Annotated in this window: 14 protein-coding genes and 1 pseudogene; 5 read left to right on the plus strand and 10 right to left on the minus strand. The window is 32.7% G+C overall.

Annotated elements, in window-relative coordinates; translation table 11 throughout:
• Window positions 1-13 precede the first annotated feature (13 nt).
• The 9 genes and pseudogenes from AB6T46_RS06800 to leuS all read right to left on the minus strand — a co-directional run bounded on the left by AB6T46_RS06800 (window position 14) and on the right by leuS (window position 12878).
• Window positions 14-694, minus strand: coding sequence for an HlyD family secretion protein (locus tag AB6T46_RS06800; protein ID WP_370931384.1), 681 nt, complete (start codon window positions 692-694; stop codon window positions 14-16).
• Between the two features lie 2 nt (window positions 695-696).
• Window positions 697-2232 carry an MFS transporter gene (locus AB6T46_RS06805; RefSeq protein ID WP_370931385.1) on the minus strand — a complete coding sequence of 512 codons (1536 nt, stop codon included), beginning with the start codon at window positions 2230-2232 and terminating at the stop codon, window positions 697-699.
• A 619-nt stretch (window positions 2233-2851) separates the two neighbouring features.
• Complete coding sequence (gene atpC, locus AB6T46_RS06810; RefSeq protein ID WP_370931386.1) at window positions 2852-3295, minus strand: ATP synthase F1 subunit epsilon; 444 nt, start codon at window positions 3293-3295, stop codon at window positions 2852-2854.
• A 25-nt stretch (window positions 3296-3320) separates the two neighbouring features.
• Window positions 3321-4742 (minus strand): annotated as a pseudogene (gene atpD / locus AB6T46_RS06815) (F0F1 ATP synthase subunit beta); the annotation flags it as partial.
• Window positions 4743-4828: 86 nt separating this feature from the next.
• Complete coding sequence (locus AB6T46_RS06820; protein ID WP_370931387.1) at window positions 4829-5743, minus strand: F0F1 ATP synthase subunit gamma; 915 nt, start codon at window positions 5741-5743, stop codon at window positions 4829-4831.
• 17 nt (window positions 5744-5760) lie between these two features.
• A complete protein-coding gene (gene atpA, locus AB6T46_RS06825) occupies window positions 5761-7290 on the minus strand; it encodes a F0F1 ATP synthase subunit alpha (protein WP_370931388.1) in 1530 nt (509 codons plus the stop codon).
• Window positions 7290-7865 (minus strand): ATP synthase F1 subunit delta, encoded by a 576-nt coding sequence (atpH, locus tag AB6T46_RS06830; protein ID WP_370931389.1) that lies wholly within the window; start codon window positions 7863-7865, stop codon window positions 7290-7292. Before atpH ends, atpA begins: the two co-directional genes overlap by 1 nt.
• A gap of 145 nt (window positions 7866-8010) precedes the next feature.
• On the minus strand, window positions 8011-10248 hold the full coding sequence (gene priA, locus AB6T46_RS06835) for a primosomal protein N' (RefSeq protein ID WP_370931390.1): 2238 nt from the start codon (window positions 10246-10248) through the stop codon (window positions 8011-8013).
• A 14-nt stretch (window positions 10249-10262) separates the two neighbouring features.
• Window positions 10263-12878, minus strand: a complete 2616-nt coding sequence (gene leuS, locus AB6T46_RS06840) for a leucine--tRNA ligase (RefSeq protein ID WP_370931391.1) — start codon at window positions 12876-12878, stop codon at window positions 10263-10265.
• Window positions 12879-12958: 80 nt separating this feature from the next.
• On the opposite strand from leuS, the gene AB6T46_RS06845 reads away from it, so the two are divergent.
• Together AB6T46_RS06845 and acs are read left to right on the plus strand one after the other, a co-directional pair.
• A complete protein-coding gene (locus tag AB6T46_RS06845) occupies window positions 12959-13627 on the plus strand; it encodes a YggS family pyridoxal phosphate-dependent enzyme (protein WP_370931392.1) in 669 nt (222 codons plus the stop codon).
• 92 nt (window positions 13628-13719) lie between these two features.
• Window positions 13720-15669, plus strand: a complete 1950-nt coding sequence (acs, locus tag AB6T46_RS06850) for an acetate--CoA ligase (RefSeq protein ID WP_370931393.1) — start codon at window positions 13720-13722, stop codon at window positions 15667-15669.
• 454 nt (window positions 15670-16123) lie between these two features.
• Here the strand turns inward: acs and AB6T46_RS06855 are convergent, their stop codons facing one another.
• The gene (locus tag AB6T46_RS06855; RefSeq protein ID WP_370931394.1) at window positions 16124-16309 is read right to left on the minus strand and encodes a DUF1674 domain-containing protein; all 186 of its coding nucleotides are present in this window, start codon (window positions 16307-16309) and stop codon (window positions 16124-16126) included.
• Between the two features lie 97 nt (window positions 16310-16406).
• Between AB6T46_RS06855 and htpX the strand changes: the two genes are divergently transcribed.
• The 3 genes from htpX to AB6T46_RS06870 all read left to right on the plus strand — a co-directional run bounded on the left by htpX (window position 16407) and on the right by AB6T46_RS06870 (window position 20464).
• Window positions 16407-17360: a zinc metalloprotease HtpX gene (gene htpX, locus AB6T46_RS06860; RefSeq protein WP_370931395.1), complete on the plus strand. Its 954-nt coding sequence runs from the start codon at window positions 16407-16409 to the stop codon at window positions 17358-17360.
• A gap of 242 nt (window positions 17361-17602) precedes the next feature.
• Entirely contained in the window at window positions 17603-19093 is a 1491-nt protein-coding gene (putP, locus tag AB6T46_RS06865; RefSeq protein ID WP_370931396.1) for a sodium/proline symporter PutP, read from the plus strand.
• Between the two features lie 21 nt (window positions 19094-19114).
• The gene (locus tag AB6T46_RS06870; protein WP_370931397.1) at window positions 19115-20464 is read left to right on the plus strand and encodes an RsmB/NOP family class I SAM-dependent RNA methyltransferase; all 1350 of its coding nucleotides are present in this window, start codon (window positions 19115-19117) and stop codon (window positions 20462-20464) included.
• Window positions 20465-20481 lie beyond the last annotated feature (17 nt).

Consider the following 20481-nt stretch of genomic DNA (forward strand, 5'->3'; position numbering starts at 1 on the left):
TAAAGGGCATTATTTATCTAAATCCATACGAGCGTGTGTCTATCTCTACATTTGCAGACATACCTGCTTTTAATTTACTTACATCTGCTTCTGAAAGTTTATCGAAATCTAATCTAACCGCTATTTTTTGCGTTAATTTAACAAAATTACCAATAGAATCCTCTGGTTTTATTACACTAAATTCTATCCCCGTTGCAGGAGCAATTTCACTAACTATAGCATCAAAAACCCGCCCTTTTATTGCATCTATCTTAATCTTAGCCTTTTGACCTATATGTATATTATTAATTTGTGTTTCTTTAAAAGATGCGATTACCCAAAATTCTGGCTTAATGATTACCAGCATTGTGGTGCCTACATTTAAATATTGTCCTTCGTATAAACGTATCAAACCTACCTGACCTGATGTAGGTGCGTTAATAATGTGTTTTGCTTTTGTATTAACATCCATTATCTCAAACAAAGGTTGACCTTCTTCTACCTTTTCATAATCAATAACATGAATTTTAGTTATTTCACCCTCTACTAAGTTACTAACTAATACATGATTAGCACGTATATAAGCCATGTTACTAGATTCTATATTTTTAAATAAAGGTAGAAAATTCCAAGCGTACAAAATAAACCCTATAGCAGCTATACAAGATAGCCAAATTATTATTGTCGCCCTCTCTCTTATTTGATCTACAAACATGATTACCCTTTCCTATTTAAGAAAATAAATTTTTTAAGAGATATTTTTATTATGAAAAATAATAAAATCGCCACAGAAAAAATACTATATAATAAAAATATATCATTATAAGCTATAATACCTGCATCTAAATGTAATTCTTCATTTAACGTTACTAATTGCTCAGGTGAAATATTAAATTGTGGTTGCAAATGTTCTACCAAAGTAAAATAAGCTATTTTTTCTCTTACAAATTCAAAACTTCTAAAAAAAGCAGCACTTATAATACCGCCTGTATTTTGGGTTATCAAAAAAACGGCAATAAAGCTTAATAAATGTAACTGATTTTTATCATCTATTATAGCAAAGGCTCTCATCATAGTTGGAGGTAAAAACATAGCACTACCTACTGCAATTAAAAAGTGAGCAACATATAAATCAGAAGGAACCGTAAAACGAGTAGAAAAACTAGCCATAAAAGAACCTATAGCTAATAAGGATAAAGCTATAATATGAAATATATCTTCACGCCCTAAACGCATTAAGAGTGCACAAATAGATCCCCCTAATAAAATACCGGAAATAATTATAAAATAAAATATATGTAATTGCTCATCAGCAAAACCAAGAAAAAGAAAAAAATTTCCTGCAAAAAAGGACTGTTCAGATAATAATAATCTGAATGCTATCAATAAGAATATAAGATCAAAAACTTCTGCTCTAAATAACCATTTTAAATCTATAAAAGGATCAGATCTATATAACTCTAAAGTTATAGCTAGCATAAAACAAAAAATAGAGATAATAATTAAAACACCAATCCAAGATGCATCAGTCCACCAAACTAATGTGCCCAACATCATAGCTATAGCATTTGCTCCTAAACCGATCGCAATAATCAAATAATTGATAATATCCCACCTGCTTATAACGCGCTGTCTGTCTATCGGAATAAGTGGAAATATATATATAAGAGCTAAAGCGGAGAAAGCTAAACCAATTTCAAAATAATATAAATTATTATAGCCACCAAAAGATAATAAATAAGGAGAAACTAACCGTGCAAAAGGTAAACCTAAAGCAATATGAGTCATTTGTAAACTCATACCAATAGTGTATTTTTTTTCTTCAGAAAAAGCTTGCATCATATACAAAAAAGCTACTGAAGCTATCGGGGCGGCAGCAATACCTAATAAAAATCTAGTCAATAATAAAGGATAATAACCTACACCAGGAGAAACTACATTAAAAATACAAACAAATAAAAAAAAGAAAATTGCGACCTCAGAAAAGTTACGTAAACCATACTGAGTACGAATTTTAATTAAAAAGAATGACATACTAACTAAAGGTATCATATAAGCAGCATAAAGCCACCACACCTCTAGCTTTGTTAACGATAATTCAGCTTGCAATTGTGGAATACTAGCTAAAGCAAGGTTCATGCTAAAACTTTGCGCATATGTTAAAAATAATGAAGCTAGAATAAAGCCAAAAGACTGTAACGCATTATTTCTAAAAATGCGCCCTTCTGCTAAATTAGTTATTCTATCTTTCATTTTAATTGTCCAGAATTACTATCTCAAACTATGTAATGATAGCAAATTAATCTATTATTAGTATATCTATTTATTAGTTATTAAATTATTAAGTTTTAAATAAGCTAATATAATATTTTCCTCTTATAAATTAATAATAATCATAAAATATTGTCAATAATAGTTATAATTCAACCAAACTATTCATAATTATTAACTAGTAACTATATCAACGTTATTGAACAGATTTTATATCCTTAATCAGGCTATTATTTATTGTGAATTTAGATCTTATTTATTTTATATAGGATCATTAAACTCAAAAATTATATTATAAATAGAGAAAATTTACTGAAATATTTAATTTTATCGTTAATTTAATCTAACTTAACGATCTTCTAGCTTAGTAAATAGAAATATTATAACTAGCTATACAACAAAAATAAGAATATCTTTACTAATAATTAGGCATGGATGACAAATAACTACCTTACATTACATAAGATAATAAATTTTAATGATTCGTTAAGAAAAATATTTGGCCGTACATATTTAGCCATACATATGAAAAAAAGTAATAGAATTCAAAAAAGATAAGACCAACATTATATACTGTTGGTCTTATTTAAGATTTTAAATATTAATTATTGTCCGTCGACTTAGATACATATTCACCATTTTGAAAAAAACCATGAACTGTAATAAGTTGATGTAGAAAATCCTCTGTAGCAGATCTATCATGAGCATCACCACCCATCTCGCTAAGTTCTTGACGAACTTTCTCTATTCTAAATTCTATTTCTTTTGGATCAAGCTCTGATAATATCACAGCTGTCTCAGATAAAATAACACAGCTGTCTGGGGTTATATATGCAACACCATCATATAAGAAAAATCTACTTTCACCACCATCAATATTAAAAATAGATAAAACACCTGGAATAATACTAACAACTAAAGGGGTATGATTAGCCATAACAGTTAACATCCCTTCCTGACCAGCAAAAATAACGCTAGACACTGCGCTGGAATATTTTATCCCATCTGGAAGTATAAGTTCAAATTTAAATTCATTAACTGCCATAGCACTACCTTAAATATAAATTAAATTAGATATTTTGCTCCAATTTTTTAGCTTTTTCAATTGCTTCATCAATCGAACCAACCATATAAAAAGCAGCCTCTGGTAAATGATCATATTCACCTGCACAAAGCCCTTTAAAACCACGAATTGTATCTTCTAAAGAGACTAATTTGCCTGGCGCACCAGTGAAAACCTCTGCTACATGGAATGGTTGTGAGAAAAATCTTTCAATTCTACGAGCTCTACTAACAATCAATTTATCTTCTTCAGATAATTCATCCATTCCTAAAATAGCAATAATATCTTGAAGAGCTTTATTGCGCTGTAAAATTTCCTGAACCTGACGAGCTACATTATAATGTTCTTCTCCTATTACTAATGGATCTAAAGCTCTAGAAGAAGAATCCAATGGATCCACAGCAGGATAAATACCTTTTTCCGCTATTGCCCGTGATAAAACAGTCATAGAATCCAAATGAGCAAATGAAGCTGCCGGAGCAGGATCAGTTAAATCATCAGCAGGAACATAAATCGCCTGTACAGACGTAATAGATCCTTTAAGAGTAGTAGTGATACGCTCTTGAAGAGCGCCCATATCTGTAGCTAAAGTAGGCTGGTAACCCACAGCAGAAGGAATACGACCTAATAAAGCAGATACTTCAGCACCAGCTTGTGTAAAACGGAAAATATTATCAACAAAGAATAATACATCTTGTCCTTGATCACGGAAATATTCAGCTACAGTCAAACCTGATAATGCAACACGCGCACGTGCGCCAGGAGGTTCATTCATCTGCCCATAAATCAAAGCACATTTTGATCCTTCGGTTGAACCTGAATTGCTCTTAGGATCAATATTAACGTTAGAATCAATCATTTCATAATATAAATCATTACCTTCACGGGTTCTTTCTCCAACCCCGGCAAATACTGAGTAACCACCGTGCGCTTTAGCAATATTATTAATTAATTCCATAATAAGCACTGTCTTACCAACACCAGCGCCGCCAAATAAACCTACTTTACCACCTTTAGAATATGGAGCAAGTAAGTCAATAACCTTAATACCTGTTACTAATATTTCTGTATCTGTAGCCTGTTCTACATAGGCAGGAGCTTCTTGATGGATAACTCTTTTTTCACTTGTATTAATAGGACCAGCATCATCTACGGGCTCACCTATAACATTCATTATACGTCCTAGAGTTGCTTCACCTACTGGAACACTGATAGGACTACCAGTGTCAAAAACTTTTTGACCGCGCACTAAACCTTCAGTACTATCCATAGCTATAGTTCTAACTACGCCATCACCTAAATGTTGCGCTACTTCTAAAACTAACCGCTGCCCTTGATTTTCAGTTTCTAGAGCGTTTAAAATATCCGGCATATTATCTTCTGAGAATTGTACGTCAATAACAGCACCAATAACTTGATGTATATGACCAATTACCATAGATTCATTAGTGGAATATTTGTCGTTATTCATATTATTTGAGGTCGCTGCTCGTGCCATCGATCCTTACCTTCTCCTTAAAGTGCTTCTGCACCCGAAATTATCTCTATTAGTTCTGTTGTAATTTTTGCTTGTCGTTGACGATTATAAGTTACTGATAATCTACTTATCATATCACCAGCATTACGTGTAGCATTATCCATTGCACGCATCTTAGCCCCCATTTCGCCTGCAACATTTTCTAATAAAGCACTAAAGATTTGTGCTGAAATATTACGTGGCACTAAATCATTTAATACTTTTATTGGATTTGGCTCATATTCATAATTAATATTTATCGCTTGCGATTGCTGCTTATCTAATTGCTGTTGATTATCTCGTTTCTGTTCTAAGTTAACATCATTAACAAGAGGAATAATTGGCATTACCGTAGGTTCTTGATGTAAAACAGAATAGAAATGTGAATAAAATAACTGACAAACATCAAACTGATTATTATTAAATAATTTTACAATAATAGCTGTTATTTCAGCAGCTTGTTGATAATCCAACTGTTTTACCTGTCTAAAAGTTAATTCTTCAATTATTAACTTAGAATAATTTTTCTTAAGTAACTCAGCACCTTTTTTACCAACTGTTATAATTTTAACAGATCGACCCTGAGCTAATAATTCCTTAATTTTATGTTCTGCAAAACGAACTATCTGACTATTAAAAGGACCACACAAACCTCTATCAGCAGTACAGACTACCAATAAATGAGTTTGATCTTTACCATTTCCCGTTAATAATTTTGGCGCTTCTGAACTTTCGACAGTGCTACTAAGCTGCGATACCAATTGATATATTTTCTGTGCATAAGGGCGTGCATTTTCAGCACGATCCTTCGCTTTACGTAGCTTTGCCGCGGCGACCATCTGCATTGCACGTGTAATTTTCTGAGTGCCTTTAACAGAAATAATTCTATCTCTTAATTCCTTAAGCGAAGCCATGATTAAAGACCCTTAAGTTAAACAAATTTCTTAGAAAAATCATCGAGAATTTGTTTTAATTTATCCTTATTAACATCAGACAATTGCTTTTCAGTAGCAATAGCAGAAAGGAGTTCCTGCTGTTCATTACGCAAATAAGCTAATAATCCTTTTTCATATCTTTCTACGTCATTAACTGCAATAACATCAAGATATCCGTTAACACCTGCAAATAATACTGCAACCTGCTCCTCCATTTTTAAGGGAGAAAATTGTGGTTGTTTTAACAATTCAGTTAAACGGGCACCTCTATTTAATAATTTTTGTGTTACTGGATCTAAATCAGAACCAAATTGTGAAAAAGCAGCCATCTCTCTATATTGAGCCAACTCACCTTTAATTGACCCAGCCACTTGTTTCATAGCTTTAGTCTGAGCCGCTGAACCTACACGAGAAACCGACAGACCCACGTTAACAGCAGGGCGAATACCTTGATAGAATAAATTTGTTTCTAAAAATATCTGACCATCTGTAATAGAAATAACGTTAGTAGGAATGTAAGCAGATACATCATTAGCTTGTGTTTCAATGATAGGTAACGCTGTTAATGAACCTGCACCATGATCTTCATTCAACTTAGCTGCACGCTCTAATAAACGTGAATGAAGATAAAAAACATCACCAGGATAAGCTTCACGACCAGGAGGACGACGTAGCAATAATGACATCTGACGATAAGCAACCGCTTGTTTAGAAAGATCATCATAAGCTATCAAAGCATGCATTCCATTATCACGGAAATATTCACCCATAGCACAACCGCTAAATGGAGCTAAGAATTGTAAAGGAGCAGGATCAGAAGCGGTAGCAGCAACAATAATAGAATATTCTAACGCACCACGTTCTTCTAATATTTTTACAAATTGCGCAACCGTGGATCTTTTTTGTCCTATCGCTACATAGACACAATATAATTTTTCAGACTCTGATGCTGTTTCATTTAAAGTTTTTTGGTTTAAAAAACTATCTAAAACAATAGCTGTTTTACCTGTTTGACGATCACCAATTACTAGCTCACGCTGTCCTCTACCGATAGGAATTAAAGCATCAATTGCTTTCAAACCTGTAGACATTGGCTCATGCACTGATTTTCTTGGTAAAATACCAGGAGCCTTAACATCTACGCGACGATATTCAGTAGCATTTATAGGACCTTTACCATCAATAGGATTACCCAAAGCATCAACAACACGTCCTAACAAAGCTTTACCTACTGGTACCTCTACAATATTACCAGTACGTTTTACCGTATCACCTTCACGGATTTCTCTATCATTACCAAAGACAACCACACCTACATTTGAAGATTCAAGGTTCAACGCCATACCGCGAACGCCGCTTGAGAATTCAACCATCTCACCAGCTTGAACCCCTTCTAAACCATAGACACGAGCAATACCATCGCCAACAGAAAGTACTTCTCCTACTTCAGAAATATCTATTTCTCCACCAAAATCCTGAAGATTCTTTTTCAAAATTCTAGTAATTTCCGACGGGTTTATATCCATCAGCCAACCTCTTTCAATGCCTGTTTAATCGAATTTAATTTATAACTAAGAGAAGTATTTATTTGGCGAGAACCAATATTTATAATTACCCCTCCTAATATTTTAGGGTTTATTTGTTCATCTAAAGCTATTTTTTTACCTTCAGACTCCGTAAAAATATTTACTATTTCTTCACGTTCTTCATCAGACAAAGCTACAGCTGTTGTAACCGTTACAGTTACTATATTATTGTAACGAGCTGCCATCTGTTTAAATTTAGCAAATATATCAATGAATAAGTTTAATCTATGCTGCGCGATTAATAACTCAAAATAATTAAGCACTATTTTTTCTGCTATATTATTAGGATTATCATTAACCGCCAAAATACTCTTGAAAAAGTTTCGTTGAATATCAGGTGTAATCTTAGGATTATTAACAAAATTCTTAAAATCAGCAGATTTAGCAAATGATTCGGAGAAACTTTGTAAGATTTTCTCCACCGTAAATAATTCATTACATGCTTTAGCTACTTCAAACAGCACACGCGCATAGCGAGAAACAGCTACTGACATTAATAACGAATTTTGTGCCACATTTCTATCCTTATAGTTAATCTTAACAAATACGAATAATATACTCAATAACTATTCTAGTAACAAGAATTTATCTTTCTTTAACACAACATACATAATCTAGCAATATTTGAATAATTATTTTTTTATTTTTTACATTAATTTTTTATAAAAAATTATACGGATCTATGTCCACTTGTAATTCTACCCCTTTAATTCGCCTATTTACTTTCGACAACAACTTATTAATATAATTTTGGATAGAAACCGATAGCTTACTATGCAACAATAATCTATATCTATATTTGTTCCTTATACAAAATATAGGAGCCTCCGCAGGTCCAAAAAGATTTATATTTTCTTGAGGTTCATGACATCTTTTTATATTTTTAGCTAGATCGTAAGCAAGATTTTTATCTTCACTTGAAACTATTATAGCAGCTAAACGACCAAACGGTGGCAATTCATCACGTTGACGAATCATTATTTCTTGTCGATAAAATTCTGCTAAATTACCGCTAGATAAAGCCTTTACTACTTCATGATCTTTATTAGAAGTTTGCAAAAAACCTTTACTAGCTAATCCTCCTCTACCCGCGCGACCGGTCACCTGCATTAATAATTGTATCGTTCTTTCTGAAGATCTAAAATCACTAATATTTAAACCCATATCAACATCAATTACACCGACTAAACTCATTAAAGGGAAATTATGTCCTTTAGATATCATCTGAGTACCTATAACTATATCCACTTCACCTTTAGTAATAAGGTCCAACTCTTTTCTTATTTGTGCAATGCTACCTTGAAAATCAGTTGATAATATCATTATTCGAGCAGAAGGAAATAATTTCACTACCTCTTCTGCTATTTTTTCTACTCCATAACCACAAGATAATAAACTATCTTTTTCCAAGCAAGATGGACAGATAGTTGAATAACTCAAACTATAATTACAATGGTGACATTCAAAATTATTCTTACTTTTATGTTCAACTAACCAAGCCGAACAATTTGGACACTCATAACGATAGCCACAATTACGACACAATGTTAACGGTGCATAACCACGACGATTTAAAAATAACATAATTTGCTCGCCTTTAGCATAAGTCTCCTGCATCGCTGAAACTAAAGGTGCTGACAAAAAGCTATTTTTAAGAATCTTTTCTTGCTTTAAATCAATTATATTAATTTGCGGTAAATTATACCCAGAAAAACGTTTTTTTAGTAATAAATGCTGATATTTATTGCGTGATACATTAACTTTGCTTTCGATAGAAGGAGTCGCAGAAGATAATATAACTGAAAAAGAACCCTTACTAGCTAAAGCTACGGCCATATCCCTAGCATTATAAATTATATTTTCTTCTTGCTTATAACTAGCATCATGCTCCTCATCTACTACTATTAAGTTTAAATTTTTAAAAGGTAAAAATAAAGCAGATCTAGCACCAACTATAACCCTTAGTTCACCCCTGCTTAAGGATTGCCAAATATGCTCCTTTTGGCTTTTACTTATGTTAGAATGCCATTGTGCTGGATAAAAACCAAATCTGCTAGCAAAACGATCTAAAAATTGTTGAGTTAACATAATTTCTGGAACTAAAATTAAACTCTGCATTCCTAACTCTAGAACGGTAGCTACCGCCTCAAAATATACTTCTGTTTTACCTGAACCTGTAACCCCTTCCAATAAAAATACATTATGCAACCCTTCAGGAAGTTGAGCATTAATTTTATCCGCCACCAACTTCTGCTCTTCATTTAATGCTGTAAGAGCCTTCTCACCATAATTTAAGCATTTTTTTTCTGTAAAAGGGAATTTTGCTTTTTGTAAAATTTCTAATTTTAACAAAGATCTAATTACGTTATTGTTAACTTGAGCAACATCCTGCAACTGTGACGCAGTCCATATCTCATCTTCGTCTAACAAACGATCTATGACTCTCTGCCTTTGCGAGGTAATTTTAATTTTTTTGTCAGATAATATTTTCTGATAATTTTCATAATTTAAACGATAACCCCAATTTTTGTTACTTGTAGAGATAGAATCTGGAGCAAATCCGCGTAACAACATCTTTAAAATCAAACCTAAGGGAATCAAATTATAATTAGCCATAAAATTCATAAAATTAATAAATTCTAACGGCACAATATAATCATTATAAACTTTAGTAATAGGCTTTATTTTATTTAAATCCAAAGTTATATCAGAAACTAAAACAAACGCATTCACCATCCCCCATAAATTTCTACCAGCAAAAGAGACTTTAACCAAGGATCCTATGTGTACTGTTACCCCTTCCGGCACAACATATGTATAATTATGTGTGAATGGAAGAGGCAATAAAACAGAAACATAAATAGATGACGATAAAGATATTTGCGCGCGACCTAGCATAAGTTAATCTTAGCTCATGTAACCACTATATTAACAATACGATTAGGAACTATAACAATCTTTTTAATATTCTTATCTTTAATATAATTAACTACAAAATCTAAGGCTAATATTTGTTGTTCTAATAATTTAGCGTCCATGTCAATTTTAACAGAAATTTCACCTCTTTTTTTACCATTAATTTGGATAGGTAAAATCACATTATTATCTACAACTAATTGCTCATCATAATTAGGCCATTCTTGCTGCACAACTGTCTTACCATTATCTAACAGTGAGAAAGCTTCCTCAGCTAGATGTGGCATAAATGGTGAAATCATCATCACAAAAAACTCATAAGCCTGGCGAACAGACTGTAATTGCTCTATGTTAAAATCTTTAATATTTTTGGAAAAGCTAGAAAATTGGTTCAAATAATCATATAATTGAGCAATAGCACAATTAAAAGCTAATTTTTCTATTTCTTCCGTTACTTGTTTTAATTTTTTATGAGCTAATTGTGATATTTTTCCCGCCTCACCATTTTTATGAGATTTAGGCTCTACACCTTTTAAATATGGTGCAACTTCACTAAGAACACGCCATAAACGTTGCACATACCTAAAGGCTCCTTCTATTCCCTTTTCACTCCAGACTATATCTCTTTCCGGCGGTGAATCAGATAAAACAAACCATCGCATAGTATCTGCTCCGTAAGCCGCAATTATATCATCAGGATTTATGACATTTTTTTTAGACTTGGACATTTTTTCAACTGAACCAATATCGACCTTAGAATTATCACTCAATAACGTAGCGGTTCTAACACCATTTTCTTCAATAATTTTTATCTCATCTGGTGATATCCAACCATCAGCATTTCGATAAGTTTCATGTACTACCATCCCTTGAGTGAATAAATTTTCAAAAGGTTCATTGTGGTCAACATATCCAATTTGTTTTAAAACACGCATAAAAAATCTAGCATATAACAAATGCAATATAGCATGTTCAATACCACCTATATATTGATCTACCGGCAACCATTTACTAGCATTTTCTTTAACAATAGCATCTTTACTACCCACAGAAGTAAAACGAGCATAATACCAAGAAGAATCAACAAAAGTATCCATAGTGTCACTTTCTCTTCTAGCTTCACCCCCGCATTTAGGACAAGTGGTTTTAAGCCAGGATTCGCAACGATCTAATGGATTACCAACCTTATCAAAACTAACATTATCAGGTAATACAACTGGTAGGTCAGTTATATTTACTGGTACAACTCCACATGAAGCACAATGCACCATAGGTATTGGACAGCCCCAATATCTTTGTCTAGAAATACCCCAATCTCTTAATCTATATTGAGTTTTTCTCTGCGCCTGAGGCTTATCGCCTAATTTTTGTTGCTCTAATTTACAACTAACTTCTTCTTTAGCTTGGTCTACTGTTAAGCCATTTAAAAAGTCAGAATTTATCATATAGCCATCACCCTGATATGCTTTATCAGTAACTATGGAATCTATTTGATCACTCTCCACCACCACTGTAACTGGTAAATCATATTTGCGCGCAAACTCTAAATCTCTCTGATCATGAGCTGGACACCCAAAAATTGCCCCTGTTCCATAATCCATTAAGACAAAATTAGTAGCATATAGAGGTATCTTTCTCGTAGGATCTAACGGATGACAAACAAAAAGACCTAAATCAAACCCATGTTTTTCAGCAGTTTCTAAAACAGCAGCAGAGGTTGCATTAGGGCGATATTGTTCAATAAAATCTCTTAATGCATTATTTTCAGTTGCCAATTGCTTAACTAATGGATGTTCAAAAGATAAAGCTAGAAAAGAAGCACCAAAGATAGTCTCAGCTCTTGTTGTATATATATTAACTTCTGATATCTTATTATTTAATTTTTCTATACTATCTGAAGTTAACTGCCATCTAATCTCTAAACCTTGTGATTTACCTATCCAATTTTGTTGCATAAGGCGAACTTTTTCAGGCCAAGAATTAATCTCATCTAGACCTTTCAATAATTCTTCTGAAAAATCACTTATTTTTAAAAACCACTGAGTTAACTCTTTTAATTCAACTTTAGCTCCAGAACGCCAACCGCAACCATCAACAACTTGTTCATTAGCTAATACAGTTTGATCGACAGGATCCCAATTAACTTTTGATGTCGATCTAAACACCAGACCAGCCTCAAACATTTTTAAAAAAATAATTTGTTGCGCATGATAATATTCAACATCGCAAGTTGCAAATTCCTTACTCCAGTCAATCGCAAGCCCGATAGACTTCAACTGTTTGCGCATTAGCTCAATATTTTTATATGTCCATTCTTTTGGATGGCTATTATTTTGCATTGCAGCATTTTCTGCTGGCATCCCAAAAGCATCCCAACCCATAGGATGCATAACATTATATCCTTTAGCTCTTTTATAACGAGCTACCACATCTCCTAATGAGTAATTTCTTACATGTCCTATATGAATTTTTCCTGACGGATAAGGGAACATTTCTAGCACATAATATTTTTTTTTATCAGTTGAAACATCCGTTTCAAAGATTTTATTTTTTTCCCAATGTGCCTGCCACCGCTCTTCAACTATTTTAAAATTATACCGTTCATTTGTCATTAGATATCTCTTACATTTGTCGTTAATTTATATTAACATAGCTAGTTTTACATTTCTAGCTATCACACAGGTTAAATTACATGGAAAATACTATTAATCAAAGAATTTTAACATTAAAGCATAAAATATTAACTATTGCACAACAATCCAATCGCACCTCCAAAGCACTACCACAATTAATAGCAGTAACCAAACTTGTCCCCCCTCATATTATTGAAGAGGCTATTCTAGCTGGTCAGAAGATTTTTGCTGAAAATAAAATTCAAGAAGCAATAACCAAATATCCAGAACTAAGAAATAAATACCCAGAAATAGAACTACATTTTATTGGTAAATTACAATCAAATAAAACTTTTGAAGCTGTGAAATATTTTGATGTAATTCAAACTATTGACAGAGAAAAAATAGCGCAATATCTTGCGCAAGAAATGATCAAACAACAAAAATTTCTGCCTTGTTACATACAAATAAATACCGGTGAAGAACCACAAAAAGCCGGCATTAAACCAGATGCAGCTATAGATTTTATTAACAAATGTAAAAATAACTATAAATTAAACATCCAAGGCTTAATGTGTATACCACCAGCAAAAGAAAATCCAAAACCACATTTTGAAATGTTATCATCAATAGCCAAAAAAACCAACCTAGAATATCTTTCAATGGGCATGTCACAAGACTATGAACTAGCTATAGCTGCAGGAGCTACACATATAAGAATAGGTACTGCAATTTTTGGTAAAAGATAAATGGATTTCTCAAAATTTATGTTACAACTTGAATAAAGAAAAATAACCAGCTATAATTAGAAGGAGAAGTATAACATTCTGGAGGAATATATATGATTGACAAGATTTATCCCGTACCTGAATCGATTAAGAAAGAAGCCTTAATTGATAAAGAGACTTACGAGCAATGGTATAAAGAAAGTATCAATGACCCTGAAACATTTTGGGGCAAACACGGAAAAAGAATTGACTGGATAAAACCATATACTAAAATAAAAAATACTTCTTTTGAAGGAGATGTATCCATAAAATGGTACGAAGATGGTACAACAAATGTAGCTTACAATTGTATAGATCGACATCTAAAAACCAGAGGTGACCAAGTAGCTCTAATTTGGGAGGGAGATAACCCCGAGCATAGTAAGAAAGTCACTTATAAAGAATTACATAAAGAAGTTTGTAAATTTGCTAATGTTCTGAAAAAAAATAATGTAAAAAAAGGTGATTGTGTAACAATATATCTACCAATGATTGTAGAAGGTGTTTATGCAATGTTAGCTTGTGCTCGTATAGGAGCAATACATTCAGTCGTATTTGGTGGTTTCTCACCAGATTCTTTAGCAAAACGCATGATAGATTGTGAATCTAAAATAGCCATTACTGCTGATTATGGAATTAGAGGAGGACAAAAAATCCCTCTCAAAAATAATTTAGATGCAGCTATAGAAATTGCTAAAAATGAAAATTTCCATATTGATCGCACTATAGTAATAAAAAATTGCCCTGATGAAACTATCGACTGGAACCAACAGCTTGATAGATGGTATCATGAAGAGGTAAAATCTGTAACAGACGATTGTGAAATTGTTGAGATGAACGCTGAGGATCCATTGTTTGTTCTATATACTTCTGGGTCAACTGGTAAACCAAAAGGTGTATTACATACTACAGCAGGATATCTAGTATATGCTTCTATGACTCATCAATATGTGTTTGATTACCATGATGGTGATATCTATTGGTGTACAGCTGACATTGGCTGGATTACAGGTCACTCTTATGTAGTTTATGGTCCTCTTGCAAATGGGGCTACTAGCTTAATATTTGAAGGCACTCCAACATATCCTGACGCTAGTCGTTTTTGGCAAATAATTGATAAATATAAAGTTAATATCTTTTATACAGCACCTACTGCTATCCGCGCCTTAATGGGCATGGGCGATAAGTTTCTTGCAAACACCTCTCGTGATTCTTTAAAAATTCTAGCCTCTGTTGGTGAGCCTATTAATCCTGAAGCATGGGAATGGTTTTATCAAAAAGTAGGAAAAAATCACGCGCCTATTATGGATACATGGTGGCAAACTGAAACCGGTGGACACGCTATAACGCCTCTACCAGGCGTAACGCCATTAAAACCTGGAGCAGCATCCTTTCCATTTTTTGGTATTAAACCCGTGCTAGCTGATCAAAATAATAATCCTGTCGAAGGTGAAGGAGAAGGAAGTTTATGTATTGATGACTCCTGGCCAGGTCAAATGCGTTCTTTATATAAAGACCACGCACGTTTTATTGAAACATATTTCGCCCCTTATAAAGGACGCTATTGTTCAGGAGACGGAGCCAGGAGAGACAAAGATGGTTATTATTGGATCACCGGCAGATTAGATGATGTCTTGAATGTATCGGGTCATAGATTAGGTACCGCTGAAATAGAATCTGCCTTAGTTGCACACGCAACCGTAGCCGAAGCTGCTGTAGTAGGAGTACCTCATGACGTTAAAGGACAAAGTATATATTGCTTCGTAACTCTAATGAATGACTTTGCTCCTAGTGAAGAACTAAAAGCTGAGTTAATAGCGCAAGTACGCAAAGAAATAGGAGCTCTAGCAACGCCTGATACTATCCAATTTGCTAGCGGTCTACCAAAAACACGATCAGGAAAAATAATGCGTAGAATTTTACGTAAAGTCGCTGTGAATGAATTTGAAAATCTAGGCGACATATCCACTTTAGCAGAACCAGCTGTAGTGGAGGATTTAATAAAAAATCGTGAATTAGTATAAAACTTCCTAGAACTAAGATTTAGTGCTTGCTAAGTCTTAGTTCTTTAATCATGTAATATAACTTTTTTAACTTATATTACTATCAATCTTTTAAGCTATTTAGATCCGTATCTAATATATCCGTCTCTAATATAATTTAGCGTCATATCTAATATAAAGATATTACATTTAGTTACCGCAATTGTTGATTAATTAACTGTCAAATAACCTGATAAACTAGACCAACCAAACAAGAATATCTAAATAGACTAATAATATATTTTAATTATACCTATAAAATATACTGATACTTATATATCACCATAACAATCTATTTAAATTAATCGATAAAGAAAGAATAATCTTATATAAATTGGTGATAATTAATCTACAAGCAAGCTAAAAGAAATTTACTATCTTATGTAAAAGTGTCGGTAGTATACGCAGGATACATCATAATTAATGTAGTAAAAAATTAAAAATCTATCGCTCTACCTTTATTTTCCCAATCACCAAATCTTGTCGGCTCAGCTCCATCACGCCCACCAAATTCTTCTGGCATTGTTGGTATTTTTTTTTGCGCATTTCTTTCTTCAGCCTCAGTTAAAGCTCTAATAGCAGCAGGGGTAAGAATTTTTGTAGGATTTTGATTTTTCAGCATGATTTTTCCTTTACTATTATGAAACCTTTTACAAATAATGTAATTTATTATATAATATAACAATATATTTATCTATTATTTTACTGAGGATGTGAAAATGAGCTTTTTCCGTACTGCACTATTATTAGCCTCGTTAACAGCATTATTTATGCTTATCGGTTATTTTATAGGTGGAACCAATGGTATGTTTATCGCATTTTTTGCTGCAGCTGGTTTAAATTTATTTGCTTATTGGAACTCAGATAAAATAGTGCTAAGAAGTTATAACGCTAAAGAAGTCACCTTACAAAGCAGCCCCAATCTATATAGAATCGTTACAGAATTAGCTGAAAAAGCAAATTTACCACAACCAAAAATCTATATTATTGATAATCCACAGCCTAATGCTTTTGCTACAGGACGTAATCCACAAAATGCTGCCGTAGCTGCTACTAGTGGTTTATTAGAATTATTAACAAATGATGAGTTAGCTGGTGTAATGGCACATGAATTAGCTCACGTAAAAAATAGAGACACATTAATAATGACTATAGCGGCTACCATTGGTGGAGCAATTTCTATGTTAGCTAATTTTTTCTTTTTATTTGGTGGTAATAGAAATTCCTCAGGAAATAGTAACAATGGATTAACTATTGTTGGTAGTTTGTTGATGTTAATATTAGCTCCACTTGCTGCAATGATTATCCAAATGACTATTAGTAGAACTAGGGAATATGCTGCCGATAAAGAAGGCGCTTTAATCTGTGGTAAACCTCTATCTTTAGCATCAGCATTAGCAAAACTGGCTATGTCATCTAAGAAAATTACAAATAAACAAGCAGAGAAACATCCTGAAACAGCGCACATGTTTATTATTAACCCTCTGCATAAAGGCGGACGCGATAAATTATTTGCATCACATCCAGAAACAGGTAATCGTATAAAAGCTTTAGAAAAAATGGCGCAAGCACCTCTTTCTAGTTATATGAAAGATGATAATTTAACCAATATAATTGAAAACAAATCAGATACCGCTGAAGATAAATCAAAATTTAAAAATCCATGGCTTTAAAAAATTATCCCGCAAAAGAATATTTCTGATAACAAAACGGATAAAATTTTAGTTAATATTTAATATAGATAACTAAAAAAATTTATATCGCGGATAATGAGGCAAAGTTAGTCAATTTAATACAAATAAATGCAGTTAACCACGGCTGGCTGTAAAATAATGATATAATATTTGTATTTACGAATAAATTCCTTTATTAATAACTTAATAAATAAGTAAATTAAAGAATAAAGGAAGAAAATATGGATATTATCACAGCATCAACTCCTATGATAATAACATTTAGCATTTATTTAATCGCTATGGTTACTATAGGAATTTTGGCATATTATTTAACCACCAACTTTAATGATTATATATTAGGCGGTAGAAAGATAGGAAGTATTGTAACAGCCTTATCTGCTGGTGCTTCTGATATGAGTGCGTGGCTTTTACTCGGGTTACCAGGTGCATTTTATCTACTAGGATTCTCTGAAGTATGGATTGCTGTCGGATTATTAGTAGGAGCTTGGTGTAACTGGCAATTTATAGCGGCAAGATTAAGAATATATACTGAAATTGCACGAAATGCTTTAACTATACCCGACTATTTTACACATCGATTTAATGATAGCAAACGCGTGTTATCCATTATTTCCTCTTTAGTTATTTTACTATTTTTCACTATTTATTGCGCTTCTGGTATCTCTGCTGGAGCACAAATTTTTCACACTACGTTTGGCTTTTCTTACTTAAATGCCTTATTTTTAGGTGCTTCTGTTACTATATTATATACATTTTTAGGCGGATTCTTAGCGGTAAGTTGGACAGATGCTATTCAAGCTACGTTAATGTTATTTGCTTTAATTGTAACTCCAGTTTTAATTATAATTTATATGGGTGGTTTTTCAGAAGTAAGTGAAATTATGTATTCTAATTTTCCTAACCATAACAACTTAATGCCAACAGGAGGATATATAGCAATTATCTCTTCACTCGGTTGGGGTTTAGGTTACTTTGGACAACCGCATATTTTATCTCGATTTATGGCTGCATCTTCTATTCCAACTATAAATAGAGCTAAAAAAATTGGACTAACTTGGATGGCATTATGTCTAGTTGGTGCTATGGCTATTGGATATTTAGGTTTAGCATATCTTACTAAAAATCCACAATTAGCAGGTAGCGTTGTCCATAATCCTGAAAGAATTTTTATTCAATTATCAATGGTGTTATTTAATCCTTGGATGGCTGGGGTAATATTATCAGCAATTTTAGCAGCAGTTATGAGTACATTGAGTAGTCAATTATTAATTTGTAGCTCTTCCTTAACTCAAGATTTTTATAAAAACTTTTTAAGACCAAGTGCTTGCCAAAAAGAATTAGTGCTAGTAAGTAGATTTATGGTACTTATGGTTGCAATGATTGCTTGTATTTTAGCTTTAAATCCTAACAACTCTATTTTATCTCTAGTAAGCTATGCTTGGGCTGGTTTAGGAGCTTCATTTGGTCCAGTTATATTATTATCCCTAACTTGGAAAAAAATGACAAGAAATGGAGCGTTAGCTGGTATGATAGTTGGAGCAGCAACGGTAGTAATCTGGAAAAGTTTCGCTTGGCTAGGTTTATATGAATTAATTCCTGCCTTTATAATATCTATTCTAGCTATAGTTATAGTAAGTTTATTAGAAAAGAATCCAGATCCTCAATTAGAAAAAATATTCATTGAATCTAATCAAAAATTTAATGAATAGTAAATATTTCGTAAGGCAACAATGAACACTAATAAGCTTCCTTTAAATACATCAGGTTTAAAAACTCGTATTGTTGCCTTACGTCTATTAACTGCTATTATAAAAAAACATCAATCTATGGATGCCTTAACTGATAATGAACATGGGCATCCACAATATTTATCACTCACAACTGCTGATAGATTACTAGTAAAGGCCATTTTAGGCGCTAGCCTAAGGCACAGAGCCGAAATATTACAAATATTAACTCTATTATTAAATAAAAAACTAAGTGAAAATGCGGTAACTTTAGAAAATTTACTAATTATCTCTTTAGCACAATTACTTTATTTAAAAATACCAGACTACGCTATAATAAATACTGCTGTAGAAATTACTAAAAAAGATCCAAGATTGAATAGATTTTCTTCCTTGGTTAATGGAATTTTACGCAATTACCTACGTAAAAAAGATCAATTAAAAACAGAAATTACGCCCCTAAAAAACACACCTCAATGGTTTAAAAACCAGTTAGAAGAATTTTACGGAATAGAAAAAACGAATCAAATTCTTTATAAACAGACCTTAGAACCAACCCTAGATATTACAGTAAAAGCTAATCCAGAAATCTGGGCAGAAAAATTAAATGCTATAATTTTACCTAACCAATCACTAAGATTGTTAAACCCTAAACAAGATATTACTCACTTAGCAGGATTCGATGACGGGCAATGGTGGGTACAGGATTTCAGCGCTTCTTTACCAGCTAAATTACTAGGAGATCTCAACGGTAAAAATGTAGTAGATTTATGCGCTGCTCCAGGAGGTAAAACAGCACAATTAATCAATCAAGGAGCTAAGGTAGTTGCTGTAGATATATCAACTAATAGAATAAAAAGATTAAAGCAAAATTTAGACAGACTATCGATGGTAGCTGAATGTAATATAGCTGATTTAAAAAATTATCAACCTACCCAATTATTTGAAGTAATTTTACTAGATGCCCCTTGTTCCTCTACAGGAACGATCAGACGTCACCCTGATATATTATGGACAAAAACTGAAGAAGATATAAAAAAATTAACTAAATTACAGTTTGAACTTTTAGAAGCAAGCTTAAATTTCGCAAAAGAAAATGCTATAATTTTATTTAGTAATTGTTCTATCTTACCTCAAGAAGGTGAATATCTAGTAGAAGAATTTTTACAAAAACATTCCTCAAAAATAAAATTATTACCATTTGAACCATCTGAACTACCCCCAGAATTAGCTATTCTTATCAATAAAAAAGGCTATTTAAGAACAACACCTGCTGATTTCTATCATGAAAATGATGCTCTGTCAGGCATGGATGGATTTTTTGCAGCCAGGTTCCTATTTAATAATCACTAATAAATTAATTATTTATT

The sequence above is a fragment of the Bartonella sp. DGB1 genome, from assembly GCF_041345015.1.
In the GTDB taxonomy this organism is placed as follows: domain Bacteria; phylum Pseudomonadota; class Alphaproteobacteria; order Rhizobiales; family Rhizobiaceae; genus DGB1.

Bases quoted from the DNA above. Each gene is read 5' to 3' on its own strand.
- AB6T46_RS06800 (WP_370931384.1), bottom strand. From the start codon at position 694: ATGTTTGTAGATCAAATAAGAGAGAGGGCGACAATAATAATTTGGCTA.
- AB6T46_RS06805 (WP_370931385.1), bottom strand. From the start codon at position 2,232: ATGAAAGATAGAATAACTAATTTAGCAGAAGGGCGCATTTTTAGAAAT.
- atpC (WP_370931386.1), bottom strand. From the start codon at position 3,295: ATGGCAGTTAATGAATTTAAATTTGAACTTATACTTCCAGATGGGATA.
- AB6T46_RS06820 (WP_370931387.1), bottom strand. From the start codon at position 5,743: ATGGCTTCGCTTAAGGAATTAAGAGATAGAATTATTTCTGTTAAAGGC.
- atpA (WP_370931388.1), bottom strand. From the start codon at position 7,290: ATGGATATAAACCCGTCGGAAATTACTAGAATTTTGAAAAAGAATCTT.
- priA (WP_370931390.1), bottom strand. From the start codon at position 10,248: ATGCTAGGTCGCGCGCAAATATCTTTATCGTCATCTATTTATGTTTCT.
- leuS (WP_370931391.1), bottom strand. From the start codon at position 12,878: ATGACAAATGAACGGTATAATTTTAAAATAGTTGAAGAGCGGTGGCAG.
- AB6T46_RS06845 (WP_370931392.1), top strand. From the start codon at position 12,959: ATGGAAAATACTATTAATCAAAGAATTTTAACATTAAAGCATAAAATA.
- acs (WP_370931393.1), top strand. From the start codon at position 13,720: ATGATTGACAAGATTTATCCCGTACCTGAATCGATTAAGAAAGAAGCC.
- AB6T46_RS06855 (WP_370931394.1), bottom strand. From the start codon at position 16,309: ATGCTGAAAAATCAAAATCCTACAAAAATTCTTACCCCTGCTGCTATT.
- htpX (WP_370931395.1), top strand. From the start codon at position 16,407: ATGAGCTTTTTCCGTACTGCACTATTATTAGCCTCGTTAACAGCATTA.
- putP (WP_370931396.1), top strand. From the start codon at position 17,603: ATGGATATTATCACAGCATCAACTCCTATGATAATAACATTTAGCATT.
- AB6T46_RS06870 (WP_370931397.1), top strand. From the start codon at position 19,115: ATGAACACTAATAAGCTTCCTTTAAATACATCAGGTTTAAAAACTCGT.